The sequence below is a fragment of the Citrobacter sp. Res13-Sevr-PEB04-36 genome, from assembly GCF_015672735.1.
Lineage (GTDB): Bacteria > Pseudomonadota > Gammaproteobacteria > Enterobacterales > Enterobacteriaceae > Citrobacter.
Map to the genome: position 1 here is coordinate 104,067 of NZ_JADABY010000044.1, position 22,276 is coordinate 126,342.

Below are 22,276 nucleotides of genomic sequence, written 5' to 3' on the forward strand. Positions count from 1 at the left end.
CTATGTCGTGCCCGGTTATTGAGCTGACACAGCAGCTTATTCGCCGTCCTTCTCTGAGCCCGGATGACGCAGGGTGCCAGGCGTTAATGATTGAGCGCCTGCGCGCGGTAGGTTTTACCGTTGAGCGTATGGATTTTGGTGACACACAGAATTTTTGGGCATGGCGCGGACACGGTGAGACGCTGGCGTTTGCCGGTCACACTGACGTCGTGCCTGCCGGTGATGTTGATCGTTGGATCAATCCGCCATTTGAACCGACAATCCGCGACGGTCTGCTGTTCGGACGCGGCGCTGCGGATATGAAAGGATCGCTGGCGGCAATGGTTGTCGCGGCAGAGCGTTTCGTCGCTCAGCACCCTAACCATAAAGGCCGTCTGGCATTTTTAATCACCTCTGACGAAGAAGCCAGTGCGAAAAATGGCACCGTAAAGGTGGTTGAAGCGCTGATGGCCCGCAACGAGCGACTGGACTATTGCCTGGTCGGCGAGCCATCCAGTACGGAAATCGTCGGTGACGTGGTCAAAAACGGGCGTCGGGGTTCACTGACCTGCAACCTGACGATTCACGGCGTTCAGGGGCACGTGGCCTATCCACATCTGGCCGATAACCCGGTGCACCGCGCGGCACCAATGCTGAATGAACTGGTAAGCATTGAATGGGATCAGGGCAATGAATTTTTCCCCGCGACCAGCATGCAGATTGCCAATATTCAGGCAGGAACCGGTAGCAATAACGTTATCCCCGGCGAGCTTTTTGTCCAGTTCAACTTCCGGTTCAGCACCGAACTCAACGATGAGATGATCAAATCGCGGGTGCTGGCGCTGCTGGATAAGCATCAGTTGCGTTATACCGTTGACTGGTGGCTTTCCGGTCAACCGTTCCTGACGGAGCGCGGTAAACTGGTAGATGCGGTAGTCAATGCCATTGAGCACTATAATGAAATTAAACCGCAGTTACTGACTACAGGCGGGACATCCGACGGGCGCTTTATTGCCCGCATGGGGGCGCAGGTAGTAGAACTTGGGCCGGTCAATGCCACCATTCATAAAATTAATGAATGTGTTAATGCCGCCGACCTGCAGCTGCTTGCCCGTATGTATCAACGTATCATGGAGCAGCTCGTCGCCTGATGAGCGTTCCTGCAAGAGGAAATGAGCATGGACTTGCTGGCAAAGTATTGGTGGATTTTAGTACTGGTTTTTCTGGTAGGCGTACTGCTGAACGTTATCAAAGATCTCAAGCGCGTTGACCATAAAAAATTTCTCGCCAATAAACCGGAGCTTCCCCCGCATCGTGACTTTAACGATAAATGGGATGATGACGATGACTGGCCGAACAAGGATCAGCCGAAGAAATAATTAGTAGGCCGATAAGTCCCGTAGGCCCGGTAAGCGTTAGCGCCACCGGGCATTACGTGCCGGATGGCAACGCTTCGCGTTTTATCCGGCCTACGGTGATCAATCAGATCATGGCAATCACATCATCATCGTGGGGTTTACCGCCACTCAATGCTTCATCGAAGTAGTGCTTCGGTACGGTAAAACGCAAATGATCGAGTGCACATTGCATGCTGCGATCGTCAATGGCGTGGCCGAGATCCTCGACGATATCCAGCGTCACATCCCCACCGGCACGAATTAATGCTTCCTGCGCGGCAACGGCGTGAGACAGTTCGATCACCCGGTCTTCCCCGCCGTGAATCAAATGCACCGTTGTGGCGGTCGTCGCCACCTCCGGCACGCTGGCGTAGCGGCCATTGAAGGCAATCACCCGCGATGCTAACCCCGGTTCGGCCTTGATGCTCTCAAGCGACATAATCGCCCCCTGCGAAAAACCAATCAGCGCGGTAGCCTGAGGGGAAACGCCGCTCTGTTGCTGCCAGTAGCGTACGATGTCAATAAACACCGGCATGATGGCATCAACCCGCTCCTGACGGTTCTCTTCCGTCACGCCCTGCACTGAAAACCACTGCCGGCCGCCGGTGGAACCGTAAGGCTGTGCCCCCCCGATGCTGACAATCAGCGCATCCGGGAACAGCGGCGCAAACCAGGAACCAATTTCGCCCATGGCAACCGGGTTATCGCCGACGCCATGAAACAGCAGCAACAGCTGTTGCGCAGGTTTATCGGGACTTTGAACAACAAAATGGTCATGTTTCATGGCGATCTCCTTAACTGATAAGAGTAATTCTACGCCGCTTAATCGCAATGACCATGCCAGGAAATTGAAGAAGTTAGTGAAAAAATTGCCATTGCATAATGCGATTCTGTAGCCGTTGCGTCCGGTCCGCATCGAGTTGAGCGAGCGCCTGCGCGGCCTCAGCCCGCTGAACCAACAACAACGCTTTACGCCCGGACACCTTCAGTCGTTGGCACAGTTCAGCGTCGCTGCACCTCTCGTCGACACGTCCGCGCAATGCCGGGAGAGGCAACTCGCTGCGCTGGAGCAGACGACTCAGACAGCCTGGCGAAGTGAGCAGCGGTCGATGCGCAAAGGCAAATCCGGCCAGCGCCTGCCAGTCGTCATCGTTAAGCGTAGTCTCTTTCAGCGGCACGACCGGAATAGTCTCGTTGTTCCATTGCGCCAGAATGTCAGCATCCCGACGCAGGCGCAGATGTTCGGTTGCGGCCAGGCGTTTTCCCGCCTCGCTTATCGGCAACAGCGCCATTGCGGTGTAGCAGCCGCTGCTGGCCTCCCGATGATTCCCCATCCGCACCAGTACAAAGCCGCAGCGCTGCCAGAAACGCCACAACTCACTCGTATAACCAAAACTGACCGACAGATAGTCACACTGCGTGGAATAGTGATGAGCCTGCTCGATTAGCCATTGCCCAATACCTTCTCGTTGGCGGGCGGGATGAACTGCAATACGGCTTACCCGACGTCCGACGAGCGTCGCCGCCTGTGGGTCACCACCGTGCGCGGCCAGTGATTGCGCCACCAGGTTTCCTCTTGGACGACGATAACCCGCCCAGACAGCCTGACTAAGTTCAGCGGATAAGCCGCCTTCATCCACCAACCAGACGGCCCCCGCCACTGCGTCAGCCGCCGATGCCTGCAAAAAATGCTGACCGGGCGCGTCCATCATTCGACGCAAATCCAGCGGAGACGTGCGGTAATGCGCCCCGGAGAGCAACCGGTATACCGCCAGCGGCAGATGCGGGTTGCTATGCCAGGCCGTCGACTCAAAGGTGGAGAAGTGGATATCGCCCAGAGGGGGATGCAAAAAGGTTTCGTCGTCGAACACCAGCGCCTCACTAACGATTTTCTCCAGCGGGCACCCCTGTGCCCATCTGATGGGCTGCTGCAGTTCAAAACGCTGAAGATGGGGGAAACGCGCGCAAAACTTTAATAAGAACCCTCTGCCGGTTCCCTCGTAGCCCTGAACGGTGGTGGTCAACAGCACACGTGGAAAACGCGAAACCAGCTGATGCAGCAACGGGGCTGGAATAGCGGCAGCTTCATCCACGATCAGCCAGTCAGCAGTGTCGCTGCCGGTGAGTAACGCGTCTGGCGCCATAAAGCGATAACGTTCCCCGGCAAAGTGCGCCAGCACATCCGTCGCAGCCTTCGCCGGGGCAGTGACAATGGCGCTTGCCTTCATGCGTGATATCAACTGCCCGGCCAGCGCGGATTTACCCCGACCGCGTGCGGCAGTTACCGTTGCTATACCGGGCGGCATTTCCAGCAGTTGCTGTAAAATGACCGCCTGCTCTGGTTGAGGTTCGCCGTTGGCCGGCTGCCAGCCAGCGCGCGCGGGAAAATGAGCTGGTGCAAACGGCTGATGCTGCTGCCAGTGCAGGGTTTGCCCGTCACGAGTAATGACTCGTTGAAAGTGCTCGACAAAATGCGGCGTGGGGATAGGTTGCGCACAGTCGCTCCAGCGCACTGAATCTGCATCCAGATGCGTTTGCCACTCCTGCCAGGGGGGCGTCAGCAACACCAGCCAACTCCCGGCACGCAGAGTGCCGCTCAGAGCAGCAAAGGCCGCGACGTCGAATCCCTGCCGGGCGTCAAAAACCGCATGGCGAAATTCGCGCCCCAGCAACGTTTGCAACGCCTGCGGCGTGCAGCACGGCTCGGTAGGGGCCATTGCTCCCACCCATAACCAGTCGCCGGGTAAGGTGTTGCGTAGCGCAAACGCCCGTTCCTGAGGCCAAAGGCCCTCGCCGCTAATAATCAGCAGACGACGGATACCTTCCCGGGCCATGTGTTCGGTTAACGCATTCAGCGCGGTGTTATCGGACATCCTTGCCTCAGGATCTTAAATGCCTTTGCCAAAGGTATTACATTGCGCCGGGTCACCGCTATCAAAACCGCGTTTGAACCAACTATAGCGTTGTTCAGAGGTACCATGCGTAAAACTGTCCGGTACCACACGTCCTTGCCCCTGCTGCTGCAGACGATCGTCACCAATCGCCTGGGCGGCGTTCAGCGCTTCTTCCAGATCGCCCGTTTCCAGTACGCCCTGCTGCTGCATACTGTGCCCCCAGACACCAGCAAAGCAGTCGGCCTGTAGCTCCATACGCACGGAAAGACGATTCACTTCCGCCTGAGAGGCATTCTGCTGCATCTGGCGAACTTTCGGTTCTATGCCTAACAGCTTTTGCACGTGGTGCCCAACTTCATGCGCAATGACATAGCCCTGAGCGAAATCACCATCAGCGCCCAGCTTGCTTTTCATGTCGTCATAGAAGGAGAGGTCAATATAAACCGTGCCATCGGCCGGGCAATAGAATGGCCCCATCACCGATTGGCCCGCACCGCATCCCGTTCTCGTCGCGCCACGGTACATCACCAGCTTGGGCTGCTGATAGGTACGGCCCATTTTTTCAAATTGCTGTCCCCAGGTGTCTTCGGTCGTGGCGAGGATCACCGAGGTAAATTTGGCCGCTTCATCATCATTCGGACTAATGGAGCGCGTGGATTGCTGATGCGAAACAGGTTGGCCGGTCATTAACCCGGTGAGATCGACGCCATAATAACCGGCAACAAGGACCACAATCAGCAGGATGATGCCGCCTTTACCACTTGGCAAACGAAAACCCGGCCCGCCCATAGAAGGTCCGCCGCCCGAGCTATTACGTCTGTCTTCTACATTGTCGCTTTCACGACGCCCTTGCCAGCGCATAATCACCTCAACTTTTTATTCATTATGATGATGATCGTAGGCGGTTCGGAACAGGATTACCATAAGAAAGAGTAATCAAACCAGGGGGGAATTGATGAGCCGGAGAGCGATCGCCGGCTCGAAGAAGGGTCAGTCTAACTTCACACCCAGGCGATGTGCGACGGCTTCATAGGCTTCGATCAGGCCACCCAGACTCTGGCGGAAACGATCTTTGTCCATTTTATCCAGCGTTTCTTTATCCCACAGACGGCTACCGTCCGGAGAGAATTCGTCGCCCAGAACCACTTCACCTTTATACAAACCAAACTCAAGTTTGAAGTCGACCAGAATCAGGCCCGCGTCATCAAACATTTTCTTCAGCACGTCGTTGGCTTTGTAGGTCAGCTCTTTCATGCGTGCCAGATTCTCTTTGCTTACCCAACCAAACGTTTCGCAATAGGAATCATTAATCATTGGATCGTGCATAGCATCGTTTTTCAGGAACAAATCAAACAGCGGCGGATTCAGTTCAATACCTTCCTCAACGCCTAAACGATTCACCAGGGAACCTGCAGCGCGGTTACGCACCACGCACTCAACCGGGACCATCTCCAGTTTTTTCACCAGACATTCGGTATCGGATAGCAGTCGCTCCATCTGGGTCGGAATGCCCGCTTCTTGCAGCTTGGTCATAATGAAATGGTTGAACTTGTTATTCACCATGCCTTTACGATCGAACTGTTCGATGCGCGCGCCATCCCCTGCTGACGTATCATTGCGGAATTCGAGCACCAACAGGTCCGGGTTTTCCGTGCTGTATACGGTCTTCGCTTTACCACGATACAACTCAGCTTGCTTTTGCATCTTTATTACTCCTGGGTGTGAAATAACGATAAATATTGCGTTTTCTTGTCGACGCACACGTTTGCGTCACTATACAGAAAAAAGGGCTGGATTGCTCCAGCCCTGTTTAATTACTTGCTAAATGCTGCCTGGAAGACGGCGACCAGCGCGTCGTTCTGGCTTTGCGTCAGGGTATGCCCCTTCGGATCGATAAACTGCAAGCTGCTGCGGTTGTCTAAATCACCCACCTGCAGTTTGTAGTCACCGGACACCAGACCCGGATCGCTCGCGCCCAGTTCCTGCCAGTTGCTATCGGACAGCGGTTTGTAGGTCACGGCGATGCTGCCCTGAGAACGAGTACTGTCGGTCACTTTCATGCCAACTTTCTCAAGTGCTGCTGGCAGACGCTGCCACACCACGTTGAACGGTCCGCGTACTACCAGCATCGGCAAGCCAGTGTCATCGGCGGCACTCTGCACATCCATAGTGGCGGCAGAACGGCTCTGCGCGGCATTCGCGGCATCGGTAGCGGTCTTATCCAGACCCGCAGAGATAACGTTCATCATCTCAGCACTGTAGCGCTGCATTGACGCGGCATCTGCTACTGGCTTACCAGCCTGCTCAAGGTTAACCAGTTTCACCGTTACCGCCTGCTGATAGCCCTGCGGTTTAACCGAGATTTGATAACGTCCGCGATACTGCTCATCTTCATCAAGACGATTCCAGTCAACCCAATCGGTCGTCAGCGTCTGGCTGGCATCATCACGTTTGGTAATGGTGTAGTTTTTCGCCTGAATCACGCTAACAACCTGCGGCCACAGCGTGTTACCACGACCATTTTCTACCAGCAACGTTGCCGTATCGCCTGCGATTTGGGTACGCGCACCGCTGACCAATGCTAACGGCTGAGCCGGTGGGCGAATATCCAGCGTTTTACCAACAGCGCCGCTGCCGTTGGTCACCGGGATGGTATAATCACCGGTTGTTACCGGCAGAATCATCCCAGCTGGCGCGTGAAGCTCAGCAAGCGGTGCGGCCTCCAGATAGGATTCATCACCGCTCACCTGGCGCTTATAGCGCGAGTCAGAACTACAGGCCGCGAGCAACATAACTAGCGAAACACCCGCAACCTTGGCCAGGCGCGACTTTTGTACTGAGTAAGCCATCAAATCTCCCTAAACTTTACAGCAAACCGGCATGCTTAAGCGCCGCTTTGACGATATCACGAGCATTGTCCGTGATTGGCGTCATCGGCAGACGAAGCGTATCGGTTGCCACAAGACCCAATTCCTTACATGCCCATTTCACCGGGATAGGATTGGGTTCGACAAATAGTTTGTTGTGTAACGGCATCAGACGCTGGTTAATTACCCGCGCCTCAGCAAAACGCCCTTCTGCCGCCAGTTTGCACATTTCAGCCATTTCACGTGCCGCTACGTTAGTGGTAACGGAAATCACGCCATGACCACCAAGCTGCATAAAGTCCAGCCCGGTCGCGTCATCACCGCTGAGCAGAATAAAATCGTCTGAAACCAGCTCTTTGATCTGGTGAACACGACTTAAGTTCCCTGTGGCCTCTTTGATAGCGACAATATTTTTTACTTTCGCCAGACGACCAACGGTTTCCGGCAGCATATCGCAGCCAGTACGGGACGGCACATTATACAGAATTTGTGGCAAGTCAGTATGTTCAGCGATGGCTTTGAAATGCTGGAACAAACCTTCCTGGGTTGGGCGGTTGTAGTAAGGCGTCACCGTCAGGCAGCCGACAATACCGCTGTCGTTGAAACGCTGCGTCAGACTAATGGCTTCTGCGGTCGCATTGGCGCCGGTTCCGGCAATCACCGGAATACGCCCATCGGCCAGATCCAGCGTCATCATCACCACGTCGCCATGCTCATCATGACTCAGGGTGGCGGACTCACCGGTGGTGCCAACCGAAACGATCGCCGAGGTGCCGCTGGCGACATGATAATCAATCAGTTTTTTCAGGCTCGACCGGCAGACTTTACCTTTCTCATCCATCGGCGTAATAAGCGCGACAATACTTCCCGTGAACATGGGCCATCCTCTGTGCAAACAAGTGTCTCAATGGTACGTTTGGTACGACAATAAAAGCAAGCGACCAGAGCCCTTCTGATTGTTGTATGCATGTTTTTTTTATGCTTTCCTTATGATTACCTCACCGCTCAAAGGAAGAACAGGTTTGACATCGTCATCGCAACACTATCTGGTCATTACTGCGCTGGGTGCCGACCGCCCAGGAATTGTGAACACCATCACTCGTCATGTCAGCAGTTGTGGCTGTAATATTGAAGACAGCCGACTGGCCATGTTGGGTGACGAGTTTACGTTTATCATGCTGTTGTCTGGCACCTGGAATGCCATCACCCTGATTGAATCAACCTTGCCGTTGAAAGGCGCAGAGCTGGATTTATTGATTGTGATGAAGCGTACAACCGCGCGCCCCCGTCCAGCGATGCCCGCTACGGTATGGGTGCAAGTTGATGTCCCCGACTCTCCCCATTTAATTGAACGCTTCACCGCCCTTTTCGACAGTCATCAAATGAATATTGCTGAACTGGTTTCTCGCACCCAACCGGCGGAGAATGAAAAGGCCGCGCAACTGTTTATTCAAATTACCGCACATAGCCCTGCGTCACACGATTCGGCAAATATTGAGGATGCCTTTAAAGCACTCTGTACAGAACTCAATGCGCAAGGCAGTATTAACGTCGTCAATTACTCACAGCATGATGAACAAAATGGAGTTAAGTAATGAACCCACTGAAAGCCGGTGATATCGCACCGAAATTTAGCTTGCCGGATCAAGACGGAGAACAAGTAAATTTAACCGACTTCCAGGGACAGCGCGTTCTGGTTTATTTCTACCCGAAAGCCATGACACCCGGCTGTACCGTACAGGCCTGTGGCTTACGCGATAACATGGATCAGTTAAAAAAAGCAGGCGTTGAAGTGCTGGGAATCAGTACTGATAAACCTGAGAAGCTTTCCCGCTTCGTGGAGAAAGAAGTGCTTAACTTCACGCTCCTGTCCGATGAAGATCACCAGGTTTGTGAGCAGTTTGGCGTCTGGGGAGAAAAGTCATTTATGGGTAAAACCTATGATGGCATTCATCGCATCAGCTTCCTGATTGATGCTGAAGGGAAAATTGAGCATGTGTTTGATGATTTCAAAACCAGCAATCACCACGACATCGTGCTGAAATGGGTGCAGGAAAACGCCTGACCGTGAAATGCCGGATGGCGGCGTGAACGCCTTATCCGGCCTACAAATGCACGCACGTAGGCCGGATAAGGCGTTCACGCCGCCATCCGGCGTCAACTCGTTTATTCAAACGTCCCTTTAACACACGCTTTTTTCTCTTTCACCACGGCGTTGCCCTTCGCCCACAGGTGATAAACCTCCAGCGCGTCGTTGAGCACCAGAATGTCCGCATCGCATCCCACCGCCAGATGTCCTTTATGCCCCTGCCCCAAAAATTCTGCGACCGTACGCGTGAGTGGACATAGTGCCTGCTCCAGAGGAATGGCATGAACCGTCACCAGTTGGCGCAGCGTGTGTGCCAGTGATTCAAATCCAGCCACACCAATGCCCGTCAGATTGCCATGTTCATCAAATTCCGGCTGACTGCCGTTACCGTCTGAACTCAGGGTAATCCGCGACAGCGGGACGTCGGTACGCAGCGCGGTCGCGATGGCCGTTGCCGGATCCACGGGCTCATCAATGCTGCTGGTTATGTCGATATAACCACCTTTGCGTGCATACTCCAGCGCTGCCTGGAACAACGGTTCTGCACGATTAACGTGGGTCGGCAACAGTTTGGTAATCGGTACATCGCAGCAGTCGAGGATCTGGTATAACGGCTCCAGCATGCGCGGGCTGTCGCCCATATGGAAGACGCTGATCCCCGGCTTGCGGCCTAACAACCCACCAACGCGCGACTGCGCCGCCATGTTCGCCAGCACAGAGGAATTCGGAGCAGATGAGCGATGGTCTGAAACAGCACATTTCACCCCAATCACCTTGTCGATTAGCGCCACATCACGCTCAATGCTGCCGGTAATGGTTGGGGAGGGTAATGAATACGCCCCGGTGAGCATCCAGGCGCTGATACCTTCATATTCCAGTGCACGGGTTTTCGCCAACAGCGACTCCGGATGACGGGTAATTCCGTCGGTGCCCAGCAATCCCACCACCGAGGTTATGCCGGCTTCAACCAGGCGTGACAGACGCACTTCCGGCGTGCGGGTATGCGGTCCGGCCTCCCCGCCGCCGCCAATTAGATGGACGTGTTGATCGATAAATCCCGGACACACAATCGCGCCGTCGAGATTGATACACTGACAGCCGGGAAAATCGCCTGCCGGGATAGACGGCGCAATGGCGACAATTTTGCCGCCAGCAACCAGAATATCCTGTTGCCCCAAATCTTCGGGCGCGTAAACGTGTCCACGCTGGAACAGCGTCAGACCAAGAATTGAACAGTTCATAACCTTCCTTGTCAGGCAATAACCTGCATAACCCAAATAGAGAGCAGCGCATTAATCACGCATACCGCAATAATAAGCGGGTAATAGCGAGGATGAACCCCCGCAGTCCCCAGACAACGTCCAACATTTTGCACCGGGTTGCCCATCAGGTAGATGGCCGGTAGCAATACCGTGGCATCATGTCCCGAAAGCGCACCGGCGACAACCAGACTGGCGCAAACACCAACGCCGCCGCCCATACTCATCACCGCGGCTAACAGCACGGTGGCCGATTCACCCGGCAATCCCCACAGCGCCATTACCGGTTCGCATACCCGACCCACGATGTCGAGCAACCCCGTCACCTTCAGCGCCTGAATAATCACAAACGCCATGACAACATTAGGTAACAGACTGGTGGTGGCAATGGTAAACCCGCGCCTTGCGCCATCGATAAACATATCCATGACATTTTTACGTACGTGCGTCGTCATCTCAGGCCTCCTGCCGCGTACGGCGATTTTCAAGCTGCGAAATCCACAGACGCAGCAGGTTCGCGCCGACAAATTTGAAGACCAGGATCACGGCCAGTGGCGTAATCACCGGAACAGTGACCATTGTAAACAGCGCTGCACCTGAGGAAAAATAGTTGGTGATACATGCACTGCCGCTAGTTTGCCAGCAGGCAAAAATGGCGCGTTCCTGTTCTGTAATAATCCCCTCTTCCGCCAGCTCTTTGGTCATTCCGGCTGCCGCATCGGTATTTTGCAAATTCGCGATCAGAGCCAGCGAGCAAATACCCGGAATGCCCAGCAAAGGCCGCAGGACCGGCGTCATCAACTGTTGTGCCGCGCGCAATCCTCCAAGCCCTTCGGTTACGGAGATGATACCGAGTGAAAGAATGACGGAGGGCGCCAGTTCCAGCGCGAACAAAAAGCCATCTTTTGCCCCCATACCGCCAGTACCGCGAAAAGAGACCGCCGTCTCGCCCGCCGAGTTTATCTGCCCGAATGCCCCGTTGAGGATGGTGAAATCAAACACCCGCCACCACTCGGTACTTTTCGAAAACATGCCGGAAAAAAGGATGATAGTGACGAAAAAGGCGAGATAGCCAACCCATCCGACTTTTTGTTGCGTGTGCGTGTTGTGGCCCATTTTTTCTCCTGTTGGTCTTATTCCTTGCGTGACAAAAAGACATCACATTGGTCAAGTTAAAGACAAATACCGAGAAAAACGACACCCTGGGAGATTATTCAGAAAGTGTGTATAGAGGTCGGACTAGTTCTGGCCCGACAGCATTGCACCGCCGGGCGACAGGGTCTATGACTCGTCAATAGTCTGGCCATCCGGCCAGGCATGGACCACCGCTTTGATCAACGTTGCTAGCGGAATGGCAAAGAAAACACCCCAGAATCCCCACAACCCGCCAAAAATCACCACTGACAGGATAATCACCAATGGATGCAGGTTTACGGCCTCGGAGAACAGTACCGGGACCAGCAGGTTGCCGTCCAGCGCCTGAATAATCAGGTACACGGCAAAGCAACTCCAGAACTCAGTTCCGAGGCCAAACTGGAACAGCGCCACACCCACCACCGGGATGGTTACCACAAAGGCACCGATATACGGGATCAGCACTGAAAAACCGACCAGTACCGCCAACAGCAGAGAGTAATTGAGACCAAAAAGCAGGAAGCCAAGCCAGGTTGCGACGCCTACCACCACCATTTCCAGCACTTTGCCGCGAATATAGTTGGTGATTTGCTGGTTCATCTCTTTCCAGACTTGCCCGGCCAGACCGCGGTTACGCGGCAGTACCCGACGTACAGCATTCAGCATCTGACTTTTGTCTTTCACCAGGAAGAATACCATCAGCGGAACGAGAACCAGATACACCGCCAGCGTCAGCAATCCGACCAACGAGGCCAGCGAATATTTCACCACGGAATCGCCCATATTGAGCATACGTGCGCGCATATTCTCTGCCATCGCATCAATGATGCCGGCATCCATCAACGCCGGATACCGTCGTGGTAAGGTGGCGGCAAAATCAGACAACTTATTGAGCATACCGGGCATGTCACGAATCAGGTAGATCCCCTGCTGCCACGCAACCGGCATCACCACAAACGCCATAAGTAGCAGAATCCCGACAAACACCACCAGCACAATGGATGTCGCCCAACGCCTTGAACAGCCAATGTTTTCCAACCGCACTGTAGGCCATTCCAGTAGATAAGCCAGCACAATGGCAACCAGCAGCGGTGCTAACAGCCCACTAAAGAAGAAAAGGATGCCAAAACCGGCAACCAGAATAATCAGCAAGGCAATAGCCTCTGGGTCGCTAAAGCGGCGGCGATACCATTGCATCAACATTTCGAGCATAAAACCCTTCCATGAACCTCGATAGCGGGATTGCGATCCCGAATTGTATCGAAATGTCACAAAAAAGACTTCGCTTTTTATTGCTGTTTACGCAAAGTGAAAAGACATTTTTCCTGGGTGTTCATCGTCGTATTTCGCAGTTACACTCCCAAAGCTGGCAGAGGGTGAACGATACTTCACAGCACGGGTCAAATGGCTATCTCAAAAAAGAATACAGGACAGAGGTTATGTTCAGGCAGTTGAAAAAAAACCTGGTTGCTACCCTCATTGCCGCACTGGCCCTTGGTCAGGTCGCGCCCGCATTTGCTGACACTGCGGACACCCTACCGGATATGGGAACATCAGCAGGGAGCACGCTTTCCATTGGGCAGGAAATGCAGATGGGCGACTATTACGTACGCCAGCTGCGCGGCAGTGCGCCGCTAATTAACGATCCTTTACTGACGCAATACATTAATACTCTGGGGATGCGTCTGGTCTCACACGCGGACTCGGTCAAAACCCCCTTCCATTTCTTTTTGATTAACAACGATGAAATAAACGCCTTTGCCTTCTTTGGCGGCAACGTTGTGCTGCACTCTGCGCTTTTCCGCTATTCCGATAACGAAAGCCAGCTGGCGTCGGTCATGGCGCACGAAATTTCTCACGTCACGCAGCGTCACCTGGCGCGCGCCATGGAAGACCAAAAACGCTCTGCCCCGCTGACATGGGTTGGTGCGCTGGGTTCTATTCTGTTGGCGATGGCCAGCCCGCAGGCGGGGATGGCGGCCCTGACCGGTACGCTGGCCGGCACCCGTCAGGGGATGATCAGCTTTACGCAGCAAAATGAACAGGAAGCGGACCGCATCGGTATTCAGGTCCTGCAACGCTCAGGATTTGATCCGCAGGCCATGCCGACGTTTCTGGAAAAACTACTCGATCAGGCGCGCTATTCCACGCGCCCGCCGGAAATTCTGCTGACGCACCCCCTGCCAGAAAGCCGTCTGGCGGATGCGCGTAACCGTGCTAACCAGATGCGTCCGACAGTGGTGCAATCCTCGGAAGATTTTTATCTGGCAAAAGCGCGAACCCTCGGTATGTACAATTCGGGCCGCAACCAGTTGAGCAGCGACCTGTTGGATAACTGGGCAAAGGGCAATGTCCGTGAACAACGGGCGGCACAATACGGCCGCGCATTGCAGGCAATGGAAGACAGTAAATACGATGAAGCGCGTAAAGCGCTACAACCGCTGCTGTCTGCCGATCCGAACAATGCCTGGTATCTTGACCTGGCGACCGATATTGATCTCGGCCAGAAGAAAACCAGCGATGCGATTAATCGCCTGAAAAACGCCCGCGACCTGCGCGTTAATCCGGTATTGCAGCTTAACCTGGCAAATGCTTACTTACAGGCCGGTCAGGCCAAAGAAGCGGCAACTATTCTGAACCGTTATACGTTTAATCATAAAGATGACAGTAACGGCTGGGATCTATTAGCGCAAACGGAAGCAACACTGAATAACCGCGATCAGGAACTGGCAGCACGCGCAGAAGGTTATGCGCTGGCAGGACGTCTTGACCAGGCCATTTCTCTGCTCAGCAGCGCAAGCGCACAGGTGAAGCTGGGAAGCCAGCAGCAGGCCCGATACGATGCCCGTATCGACCAGCTACGCCAGCTGCAAGAGCGCTTTAAACCGTACACGAAGATGTAATTATCGCCCCCTTGCCGGATGGCGACGCTGTAGCGTCTTATCCGGCCTACGCCAGACGCGGTATGTAGGCCGGATAAGGCCTTTTGGCCGCCATCCGGCAGTATTGCTATGCAAGGAGAAGTCATGTCAGACGCGATTAAAATCTACCATAACCCACGCTGCTCCAAGAGCCGCGAAACGCTGGAATTACTGAAGTCTACTGGTGTGGAGCCGGAAGTAGTGCTGTATCTCGACACTCCCGCAGACGCAGCAACTTTGCGTAATCTGCTGCAGATGCTGGGCATGTCCAGCGCACGCGAGCTGATGCGCCAGAAAGAAGATCTCTATAAATCGCTCAACCTGGCGGACGAGAGTCTGAGTGAAGAGGCGCTGATTCAGGCGATGGTGGAAAACCCGAAACTGATGGAACGCCCGATTGTAGTTGCCAACGGCCAGGCACGAATTGGACGACCGCCGGAGCAGGTACTGGACATCGTCGGCTAATGTGATGCACCGCAGTCTTTCCGGCTGCGGTACTTACAGCTTCAGAATCTCTTTAACGAACGGAATGGTCAGCTTACGCTGGGCCGTTATCGACGCATGATCCAGCTCATCCAGGGTCATAAACAACGTGCGCATTTCGCGATCCAGACGCTTTAGCAGGAAGCGGCCCACGTCCTCCGGCAGTTCGAATCCGCGCAACCTGGCGCGTAATTGTAATGCCTGAAGCTTATCTTCATCCGAGAGCGGCTGCAGTTTGTAGATTTGCCCCCAGTCCAGACGAGAAGCCAGATCCGGCAGTCCGAGATTCAGCTGCCTTGGCGGGCGATCGCCGGTGATCAGCAGGCGCGTTTTCCCTGATTCCAGGATGCGGTTGTAGAGATCGAAAATCGCCATTTCCCACAGGGAATCCCCGGCCACGCATTCGATGTTATCAATGCACACCAGCGAGAGATGTTCCATGCCATCAAGCACTTCCGGGACAAACCACGTACGCTTATCCAGCGGGACATAGCCGACAGCATCCCCACGCTGAGAAAGCTCGGCGCAGGCTGCGTGCAGCAAATGACTACGGCCCGCGCCTTCACGCGACCAGAGATAGATATACCCGCTATGTTCCTGACGCAGCACGTTTTGCAGCGCGGCCAGTAAAGAGGAGTTATCCCCCGGCCAGAAACTTGCGAAGGTTTCATCGTCAGGAAGATAAAGTGGCAAAGAGAGCTGTGCCGGTGTGTTCAGAGATACCTCAACCCAGGATTTCATAAAATCGCGTTGAGTTTACCACAGAAATACGTCGCGATAGAACCGGGCAGCGATGCCGCCCGGTCAGAGACTTAGTGTTGCGGTCTGTCAGCATCTTCAGCGTCGAGGACGACTTCTTCCGGACGCAGCAGGCTGATCACTTTGAAGATCAGGCTCAGAGCAACGCCGACAATGGTCGCCAGCGCCATGCCTTTCAGCTCAGCCGCCCCAATGTGAACCTTCGCACCGCTCACGCCGATGATCAGAATAACCGAGGTCAGGATCAGGTTTTGCGCTTTGTTGTAATCAACTTTTGATTCAATCAATACGCGGATACCTGACGCGCCAATCACCCCGTAAAGCAGCAGCGAAACGCCGCCCATGACCGGCAGTGGGATTATCTGAATCGCGGCGGCCAGTTTACCCACGCAAGAGAGCAGAATGGCAAAAATCGCTGCCCCGCCAATGACCCAGGTACTGTACACGCGGGTAATGGCCATTACGCCGATGTTCTCGCCGTAGGTGGTGTTAGGCGTGGAGCCAAAGAAGCCGGAGATCACCGTCGACAGGCCGTTGGCGAACATCGAACGGTGCAGACCGGGATCGCGAATCAAATCTTTCTTCACGATATTGGCGGTCACCACCAGGTGTCCTACGTGTTCGGCAATCACCACTAGCGCTGCAGGCAGGATGGTCAGAATAGCCACCCATTCAAAGCGCGGCGTGTAGAAGGTTGGCAGCGCAAACCAGTGGGCCTCGGCAATCGGCGTGGTGTCCACAACGCCCATCACAAATGACAGCGCATAACCTGCCAGCACACCAATCAAAATAGGGATAATCGCCATAAAGCCACGGAACAGCACTGAACCAAATACCGTTACACCCAACGTCACCATCGAGATGATGATAGTTTTAGAGTCAGGCAGTTGCCCTTCAGCAGGCAGCAAGCCCGCCATCCCCGCGGCGACACCTGCCAGCTCAAGGCCGATGACGGCAACGATTGCGCCCATAGCCGCTGGTGGGAACATGACATCCAGCCAGCCGGTACCCGCTTTCTTAACGATGAAAGAAACCAGGCAGAACAGCACGCCACACATAATAAAACCGCCGAGCGCCACTTCATACCCTAACGGCAACAGCAGCAGTACCGGAGAGATAAAGGCAAAGCTGGACCCCAAATAAGCAGGGATTTTCCCTTTACAGATAAAGAGATACAACAGCGTACCAATGCCGTTAAACAGCAAGACGGTAGCCGGGTTGATATGAAACAGGACTGGCACCAGTACCGTGGCGCCAAACATGGCGAACAGGTGCTGCAAACTAAGCGGGATTGTCTGTAAAAGCGGCGGTCTTTCACTCACCCCGATAGCACGGCGCGTCATAGTGTTTTCCTCGAATTATTGTTTGTTATTAGCGATTGGGTTGTTGTTTTATTCAAAAAAAAGCCGACTCTTAAAGTCGGCTTCTTTTTAATTATTCATTTACTTGGTACCAAAAATCTTATCGCCGGCATCGCCGAGTCCCGGAATAATGTATCCGTGCTCGTTCAGCCCCTGGTCGATAGATGCGGTATACAGCTCAACATCCGGGTGCGCTTTTTCCAGCGCGGCAATACCTTCCGGTGCCGCAACCAGCACCAGCACTTTAATGCTGCTGCAGCCCGCGTTTTTCAGCAGGTCGATAGTGGCGATAACGGAACCTCCGGTGGCCAGCATCGGGTCAACAATCAGCGCCATGCGCTCATCAATGTTAGATACCAGCTTCTGGAAGTACGGTACCGGCTCCAGCGTCTCTTCGTTACGGTACATGCCCACCACGCTGATACGCGCGCTTGGGACGTTTTCCAGTACACCTTCCATCATACCCAGACCCGCACGCAGGATTGGCACAACGGTGATTTTTTTACCTTTGATTTGGTCAACTTCAACCGGACCGTTCCAGCCTTCAATGGTCACCTTTTCAGTTTCCAGACCAGCGGTTGCTTCATAGGTCAGCAGGCTGCCAACTTCCGAGGCGAGTTCACGAAAGCGTTTAGTGCTGATGTCGTTTTCACGCATCAATCCCAGCTTGTGTTTGACGAGTGGGTGTTTGACTTCCACGATCTTCATACTCTTCTCCTTTCCTCAGACGAGTGGCAACCACAAAAAAAATCGCCGGATTATACCGCTTTTCCTCTCTGGCGCAACACTGCATACGCTTGATATGGATCAACCAAAGTCATTTGCGTCTGGGAGATGAGTATAAAACACGTCCTACCCGATGAATCAGGATAATTAACAACCCATTGAATTATATTAAAATTCATCGTCAACCAGGATGGCACATTAGTACTTTAAAAAAGATTACTTAGGTGCACGTGCTAATGTCCTAGCACCATCATTATTTTTAGGTGGACGCGAAGTCAATGCGACCAGAGACCTGTAGCAATGACGTAAAATGCTGAAAAATCCGACATAAAAAAGTCTATACAGAGCAGGCTCGCAAACGTTTGCTTTCCCTGTTAGAATTGCGCCGAATTTAACTTTTACTACCAGTAAACACGTGGGGAACCAGGCAGTGACCGATAAAACCTCTCTTAGCTACAAAGATGCCGGTGTTGATATTGATGCAGGGAATGCTCTGGTCGATCGAATCAAAGGCGTAGTAAAGAAAACCCGTCGCCCGGAAGTTATGGGTGGTCTGGGTGGCTTCGGTGCGCTGTGCGCATTGCCGCAAAAATATCGTGAACCGGTACTGGTCTCCGGCACTGACGGCGTAGGTACAAAACTGCGTCTGGCTATGGATCTAAAGCGCCACGACACCATCGGTATTGACCTGGTGGCGATGTGCGTTAACGACCTCGTGGTGCAGGGCGCTGAGCCGCTGTTTTTCCTCGACTACTATGCGACCGGCAAACTGGATGTGGACACCGCAGCCAGCGTCATTAACGGGATTGCCGAAGGCTGCCTGCAGTCTGGCTGTGCTCTGGTCGGGGGCGAAACAGCTGAAATGCCGGGGATGTATCACGGCGAAGATTACGACGTGGCCGGCTTCTGCGTTGGCGTGGTCGAAAAATCAGAAATCATCGACGGCTCAAAAGTGGCTGATGGCGATGTGCTGATTGCGCTTGGCTCCAGCGGCCCGCATTCCAATGGTTATTCCCTGGTGCGTAAAATTGTCGACGTCAGCGGCTGCAACCCAGAAACAACCGAACTGGAAGGCAAATCACTGGCCGATCACCTGCTGGCGCCTACCCGTATTTATGTGAAGTCTATTCTGGAACTGATCGAGAAGGTTGATGTGCACGCAATTGCACATCTGACCGGTGGTGGTTTCTGGGAAAATATCCCGCGCGTCCTGCCAGATAACACCCAGGCGGTAATCGACGAATCCTCATGGCAATGGCCAGCCGTGTTTAACTGGCTGCAAACGGCGGGTAACGTCAGCCAGCATGAGATGTACCGCACCTTCAACTGCGGCGTAGGCATGATTATCGCCCTGCCAGAAGCAGAAGTAGAAAATGCTCTCGCCTTGCTGAATGCAAAAGGTGAAAACGCGTGGAGAATCGGTATCATCAAAGCGTCTGATTCCGAACAGCGTGTGGTTATTGAATGAAAAACATTGTGGTGCTCATTTCCGGAAACGGAAGCAATTTGCAGGCGATAATCGACGCCTGCAAACAGAATAAAATCAATGGCACCGTATGCGCAGTATTCAGTAACAAGGCCGACGCGTTCGGCCTTGAACGTGCGCGAGAGGTCGGTATTCCGGCGCATTCGCTGGAGGCGAGCCAGTTTGCCAGCCGTGAAGCATTCGATCGCCAACTGATACAAGAGATTGATGCCTATGCGCCAGATGTCATCGTATTGGCCGGATATATGCGCATCCTCAGTCCGGCGTTTGTTGCCCACTACGCCGAACGTTTGCTGAATATCCACCCTTCTCTGTTACCCAAATACCCCGGCCTGCATACGCATCGCCAGGCATTGGAAAACGGCGATGAAGAACACGGAACTTCCGTTCATTTTGTCACTGATGAACTGGACGGTGGACCGGTTATTCTGCAGGCGAAAGTACCGGTGTTTGAAGGTGACAGCGAAGATGATGTGACGGCCCGCGTTCAGGCGCAGGAACATGCTATTTATCCGCTGGTCGTCAGTTGGTTTATCGACGGTCGCCTGAAAATGCGCGATAACGCAGCCTGGCTGGACGGTAATCGTCTTTCACCACAGGGTTATGCTGTAGACGAATAATCGGTTAATCAATCTGTAAAGCCGGATGGCGGCATAAATGCCTTATCCGGCCTACGCGTTACTCTCCCCTTTCTCTTCGCTATCAGACGGTTTATTGTCATATTTTTCTGGCACAGTTGGACATCTGAGAGCAATGCTCGCCATAATGATCATGCAGTGTCCCGTGAATGAAACGGAGTAAAAGTGGTAATGGGTCAGGAAAAGCTATACATCGAGAAAGAGCTTAGCTGGTTAGCGTTCAACGAACGCGTCCTGCAGGAAGCTGCTGATAAGTCAAACCCGTTGATCGAACGGATGCGCTTTCTGGGCATCTATTCCAACAACCTCGACGAGTTTTATAAAGTTCGTTTTGCCGAACTAAAACGCCGCATTATTATTAGCGAAGAGCAGGGTTCTAACTCTCACTCCCGCCATCTGTTAGGCAAAATCCAGGCCCGCGTACTCAAAGCCGATCAAGAGTTCGACGGCCTGTACAATGAATTACTGCTGGAGATGGCGCGCAATCAAATATTCTTAATCAATGAGCGCCAGCTGTCAGTCAATCAACAAAGCTGGTTACGTCATTACTTCAAGCAATATCTGCGCCAGCACATTACGCCGATCCTGATTAACCGCGAGACTGATTTAGTCCAGTTTCTGAAAGACGACTATACCTATCTGGCCGTGGAGATCATTCGTGGTGATACCATTCGCTATGCGCTGCTGGAAATTCCGTCCGACAAGGTTCCCCGTTTTGTAAATCTGCCGCCGGAAACGCCGCGCCGCCGCAAACCGATGATCCTGTTAGACAACATCTTGCGTTATTGTCTTGATGACATTTTCAAAGGGTTCTTTGATTACGATACGCTGAACGCCTATTCGATGAAAATGACCCGTGATGCCGAATACGATTTGGTGCACGAGATGGAATCCAGCCTGATGGAGCTCATGTCATCCAGCCTGAAGCAGCGTCTGACCGCGGAGCCTGTTCGCTTTGTCTATCAGCGTGATATGCCCAATGCGCTGGTTGAAATTCTGCGAGAAAAACTGACGATCTCTCGCTACGATTCAATCGTACCCGGCGGGCGTTACCATAACTTTAAAGACTTTATTAATTTCCCTAACGTTGGCAAAGCCAATCTGGTGAACAAGCCGCTGCCTCGCCTGCGCCATATTTGGTTTGATAACGAGAAGTTCCGTAACGGATTTGATGCGATCCGCGAGCGCGATGTTCTGCTCTATTATCCGTATCATACTTTTGAGCACGTACTTGAACTGCTGCGTCAGGCCTCGTTTGACCCGAGCGTGCTGGCAATAAAGATCAACATTTACCGCGTGGCGAAAGACTCCCGCATCATCGATGCAATGATCCATGCAGCTCACAACAGTAAAAAAGTGACCGTGGTCGTCGAGTTGCAGGCACGTTTTGATGAAGAAGCCAACATTCATTGGGCCAAGCGTCTGACTGAAGCAGGCGTACACGTCATCTTCTCCGCACCGGGCCTGAAAATTCATGCCAAGCTGTTCCTTATCTCGCGAAAAGAAGGCGACGAGGTGGTGCGCTACGCCCATATCGGTACCGGGAACTTCAACGAAAAAACGGCACGACTGTATACCGACTACTCTTTGCTTACCGCCGATTCTCGCATTACCAACGAAGTACGTCGGGTGTTCAACTTTATCGAAAACCCGTATCGTCCGGTGACTTTTGATTATCTACTGGTTTCCCCGCAAAACTCACGACGTCTGCTGTATGAGATGATCGACAAAGAGATTGCCAATGCACAGCAGGGGCGCTCTTCGGGCATTACGTTAAAACTGAACAACCTGGTCGATAAGGGCCTCGTTGACCGTCTCTATGCGGCATCCTGCTCGGGCGTGCCGGTTAATTTGCTGATCCGCGGGATGTGCTCCCTGATCCCGAATCTGGAAGGCATCAGTGACAATATTCGCGTGATCAGCATCGTTGACCGCTACCTTGAACATGACCGGGTCTATATCTTCGAGAATGGTGGCGATAAACAGGTATATCTGTCCTCTGCGGACTGGATGACGAGAAACATCGATTATCGTATCGAAGTCGCCACGCCACTGCTGGACCCACACCTCAAGCAGCGCGTGCTGGATATTATCGAGATCCTGTTTAGTGATACGGTAAAAGCCCGTTACATTGATAAAGAGCTGAGTAATCGCTATGTGCCACGTGGAAACCGCCGTAAAGTTCAGTCGCAGCTGGCGATTTATGACTACATCAAATCACTCGAGCAACCTGACACTAGCCTAAATAATTCAAGTGGTGGGAAGGCGGCAAATGAGAAAGCC

General features: G+C 53.4%; 21 protein-coding genes and 1 pseudogene. 9 read left to right on the forward strand and 13 right to left on the reverse strand.

All coding sequences use genetic code 11. The annotated features are described in order from the left end of the window. The first annotated feature begins 2 nt into the window (after positions 1-2). Together dapE and IMQ48_RS13840 are read left to right on the forward strand one after the other, a co-directional pair. Positions 3-1,130, forward strand: a complete 1,128-nt coding sequence (gene dapE, locus IMQ48_RS13835) for a succinyl-diaminopimelate desuccinylase (RefSeq protein ID WP_196209491.1) — start codon at positions 3-5, stop codon at positions 1,128-1,130. Between the two features lie 27 nt (positions 1,131-1,157). Further along, positions 1,158-1,358, forward strand: a complete 201-nt coding sequence (locus IMQ48_RS13840) for a hypothetical protein (protein WP_096756206.1) — start codon at positions 1,158-1,160, stop codon at positions 1,356-1,358. A 103-nt stretch (positions 1,359-1,461) separates the two neighbouring features. Here IMQ48_RS13840 and ypfH read toward each other — a convergent pair whose 3' ends face one another. The 6 genes from ypfH to dapA form a co-directional block, all read right to left on the reverse strand. Next, positions 1,462-2,160: an esterase gene (gene ypfH, locus IMQ48_RS13845; protein WP_196209492.1), complete on the reverse strand. Its 699-nt coding sequence runs from the start codon at positions 2,158-2,160 to the stop codon at positions 1,462-1,464. A gap of 73 nt (positions 2,161-2,233) precedes the next feature. After that, positions 2,234-4,249, reverse strand: a complete 2,016-nt coding sequence (locus IMQ48_RS13850; protein ID WP_196209493.1) for a tRNA(Met) cytidine acetyltransferase TmcA — start codon at positions 4,247-4,249, stop codon at positions 2,234-2,236. 15 nt (positions 4,250-4,264) lie between these two features. After that, on the reverse strand, positions 4,265-5,131 hold the full coding sequence (locus IMQ48_RS13855; protein WP_196209494.1) for a neutral zinc metallopeptidase: 867 nt from the start codon (positions 5,129-5,131) through the stop codon (positions 4,265-4,267). 129 nt (positions 5,132-5,260) lie between these two features. Then, positions 5,261-5,974, reverse strand: coding sequence for a phosphoribosylaminoimidazolesuccinocarboxamide synthase (purC, locus tag IMQ48_RS13860; RefSeq protein ID WP_196209495.1), 714 nt, complete (start codon positions 5,972-5,974; stop codon positions 5,261-5,263). Between the two features lie 110 nt (positions 5,975-6,084). After that, complete coding sequence (bamC, locus tag IMQ48_RS13865) at positions 6,085-7,119, reverse strand: outer membrane protein assembly factor BamC (RefSeq protein ID WP_196209496.1); 1,035 nt, start codon at positions 7,117-7,119, stop codon at positions 6,085-6,087. A gap of 16 nt (positions 7,120-7,135) precedes the next feature. Then, a complete protein-coding gene (gene dapA, locus IMQ48_RS13870; protein WP_196209497.1) occupies positions 7,136-8,014 on the reverse strand; it encodes a 4-hydroxy-tetrahydrodipicolinate synthase in 879 nt (292 codons plus the stop codon). Positions 8,015-8,159: 145 nt separating this feature from the next. Here dapA and IMQ48_RS13875 point away from each other — a divergent pair, with 145 nt between their 5' ends. Together IMQ48_RS13875 and bcp are read left to right on the forward strand one after the other, a co-directional pair. Next, entirely contained in the window at positions 8,160-8,732 is a 573-nt protein-coding gene (locus tag IMQ48_RS13875) for a glycine cleavage system transcriptional repressor (RefSeq protein ID WP_196209498.1), read from the forward strand. Next, entirely contained in the window at positions 8,732-9,202 is a 471-nt protein-coding gene (gene bcp, locus IMQ48_RS13880; protein WP_196209499.1) for a thioredoxin-dependent thiol peroxidase, read from the forward strand. The genes IMQ48_RS13875 and bcp overlap by 1 nt, the downstream gene beginning before the upstream one ends. 101 nt (positions 9,203-9,303) lie before the next feature. On the opposite strand, the gene iadA is transcribed toward bcp, so the two are convergent. The 4 genes from iadA to IMQ48_RS13900 all read right to left on the reverse strand — a co-directional run bounded on the left by iadA (position 9,304) and on the right by IMQ48_RS13900 (position 12,831). Continuing rightward, positions 9,304-10,467 carry a beta-aspartyl-peptidase gene (gene iadA, locus IMQ48_RS13885; protein WP_196209500.1) on the reverse strand — a complete coding sequence of 388 codons (1,164 nt, stop codon included), beginning with the start codon at positions 10,465-10,467 and terminating at the stop codon, positions 9,304-9,306. An 11-nt stretch (positions 10,468-10,478) separates the two neighbouring features. After that, positions 10,479-10,940 carry a YjiG family protein gene (locus IMQ48_RS13890; RefSeq protein WP_196209501.1) on the reverse strand — a complete coding sequence of 154 codons (462 nt, stop codon included), beginning with the start codon at positions 10,938-10,940 and terminating at the stop codon, positions 10,479-10,481. A 1-nt stretch (position 10,941) separates the two neighbouring features. Beyond that, the gene (locus IMQ48_RS13895; RefSeq protein ID WP_196209502.1) at positions 10,942-11,601 is read right to left on the reverse strand and encodes a nucleoside recognition domain-containing protein; all 660 of its coding nucleotides are present in this window, start codon (positions 11,599-11,601) and stop codon (positions 10,942-10,944) included. Positions 11,602-11,766: 165 nt separating this feature from the next. Next, positions 11,767-12,831, reverse strand: a complete 1,065-nt coding sequence (locus IMQ48_RS13900) for an AI-2E family transporter (protein ID WP_096756194.1) — start codon at positions 12,829-12,831, stop codon at positions 11,767-11,769. 227 nt (positions 12,832-13,058) lie between these two features. Between IMQ48_RS13900 and bepA the strand changes: the two genes are divergently transcribed. Both bepA and arsC read left to right on the forward strand, forming a co-directional pair. Then, positions 13,059-14,522 carry a beta-barrel assembly-enhancing protease gene (bepA, locus tag IMQ48_RS13905; RefSeq protein WP_196209503.1) on the forward strand — a complete coding sequence of 488 codons (1,464 nt, stop codon included), beginning with the start codon at positions 13,059-13,061 and terminating at the stop codon, positions 14,520-14,522. A 123-nt stretch (positions 14,523-14,645) separates the two neighbouring features. Next, the gene (gene arsC / locus IMQ48_RS13910; RefSeq protein WP_196209504.1) at positions 14,646-15,005 is read left to right on the forward strand and encodes an arsenate reductase (glutaredoxin); all 360 of its coding nucleotides are present in this window, start codon (positions 14,646-14,648) and stop codon (positions 15,003-15,005) included. A gap of 33 nt (positions 15,006-15,038) precedes the next feature. On the opposite strand, the gene IMQ48_RS13915 is transcribed toward arsC, so the two are convergent. The 3 genes from IMQ48_RS13915 to upp all read right to left on the reverse strand — a co-directional run bounded on the left by IMQ48_RS13915 (position 15,039) and on the right by upp (position 17,851). Continuing rightward, positions 15,039-15,740 carry a DnaA inactivator Hda gene (locus tag IMQ48_RS13915; RefSeq protein ID WP_212726261.1) on the reverse strand — a complete coding sequence of 234 codons (702 nt, stop codon included), beginning with the start codon at positions 15,738-15,740 and terminating at the stop codon, positions 15,039-15,041. A gap of 95 nt (positions 15,741-15,835) precedes the next feature. Continuing rightward, positions 15,836-17,125, reverse strand: a complete 1,290-nt coding sequence (gene uraA / locus IMQ48_RS13920) for a uracil permease (protein WP_196209505.1) — start codon at positions 17,123-17,125, stop codon at positions 15,836-15,838. Between the two features lie 99 nt (positions 17,126-17,224). Further along, entirely contained in the window at positions 17,225-17,851 is a 627-nt protein-coding gene (gene upp, locus IMQ48_RS13925) for a uracil phosphoribosyltransferase (RefSeq protein WP_096756189.1), read from the reverse strand. A 448-nt stretch (positions 17,852-18,299) separates the two neighbouring features. Between upp and purM the strand changes: the two genes are divergently transcribed. The 3 genes and pseudogenes from purM to ppk1 all read left to right on the forward strand — a co-directional run. Then, positions 18,300-19,337 (forward strand): phosphoribosylformylglycinamidine cyclo-ligase, encoded by a 1,038-nt coding sequence (gene purM, locus IMQ48_RS13930; RefSeq protein ID WP_196209506.1) that lies wholly within the window; start codon positions 18,300-18,302, stop codon positions 19,335-19,337. Then, entirely contained in the window at positions 19,334-19,975 is a 642-nt protein-coding gene (gene purN / locus IMQ48_RS13935; RefSeq protein ID WP_196209507.1) for a phosphoribosylglycinamide formyltransferase, read from the forward strand. The genes purM and purN overlap by 4 nt, the downstream gene beginning before the upstream one ends. A 189-nt stretch (positions 19,976-20,164) precedes the next feature. Beyond that, a pseudogene (gene ppk1 / locus IMQ48_RS13940) lies at positions 20,165-22,228 on the forward strand (polyphosphate kinase 1); the annotation flags it as partial. Between the last annotated feature and the right edge of the window lie 48 nt (positions 22,229-22,276).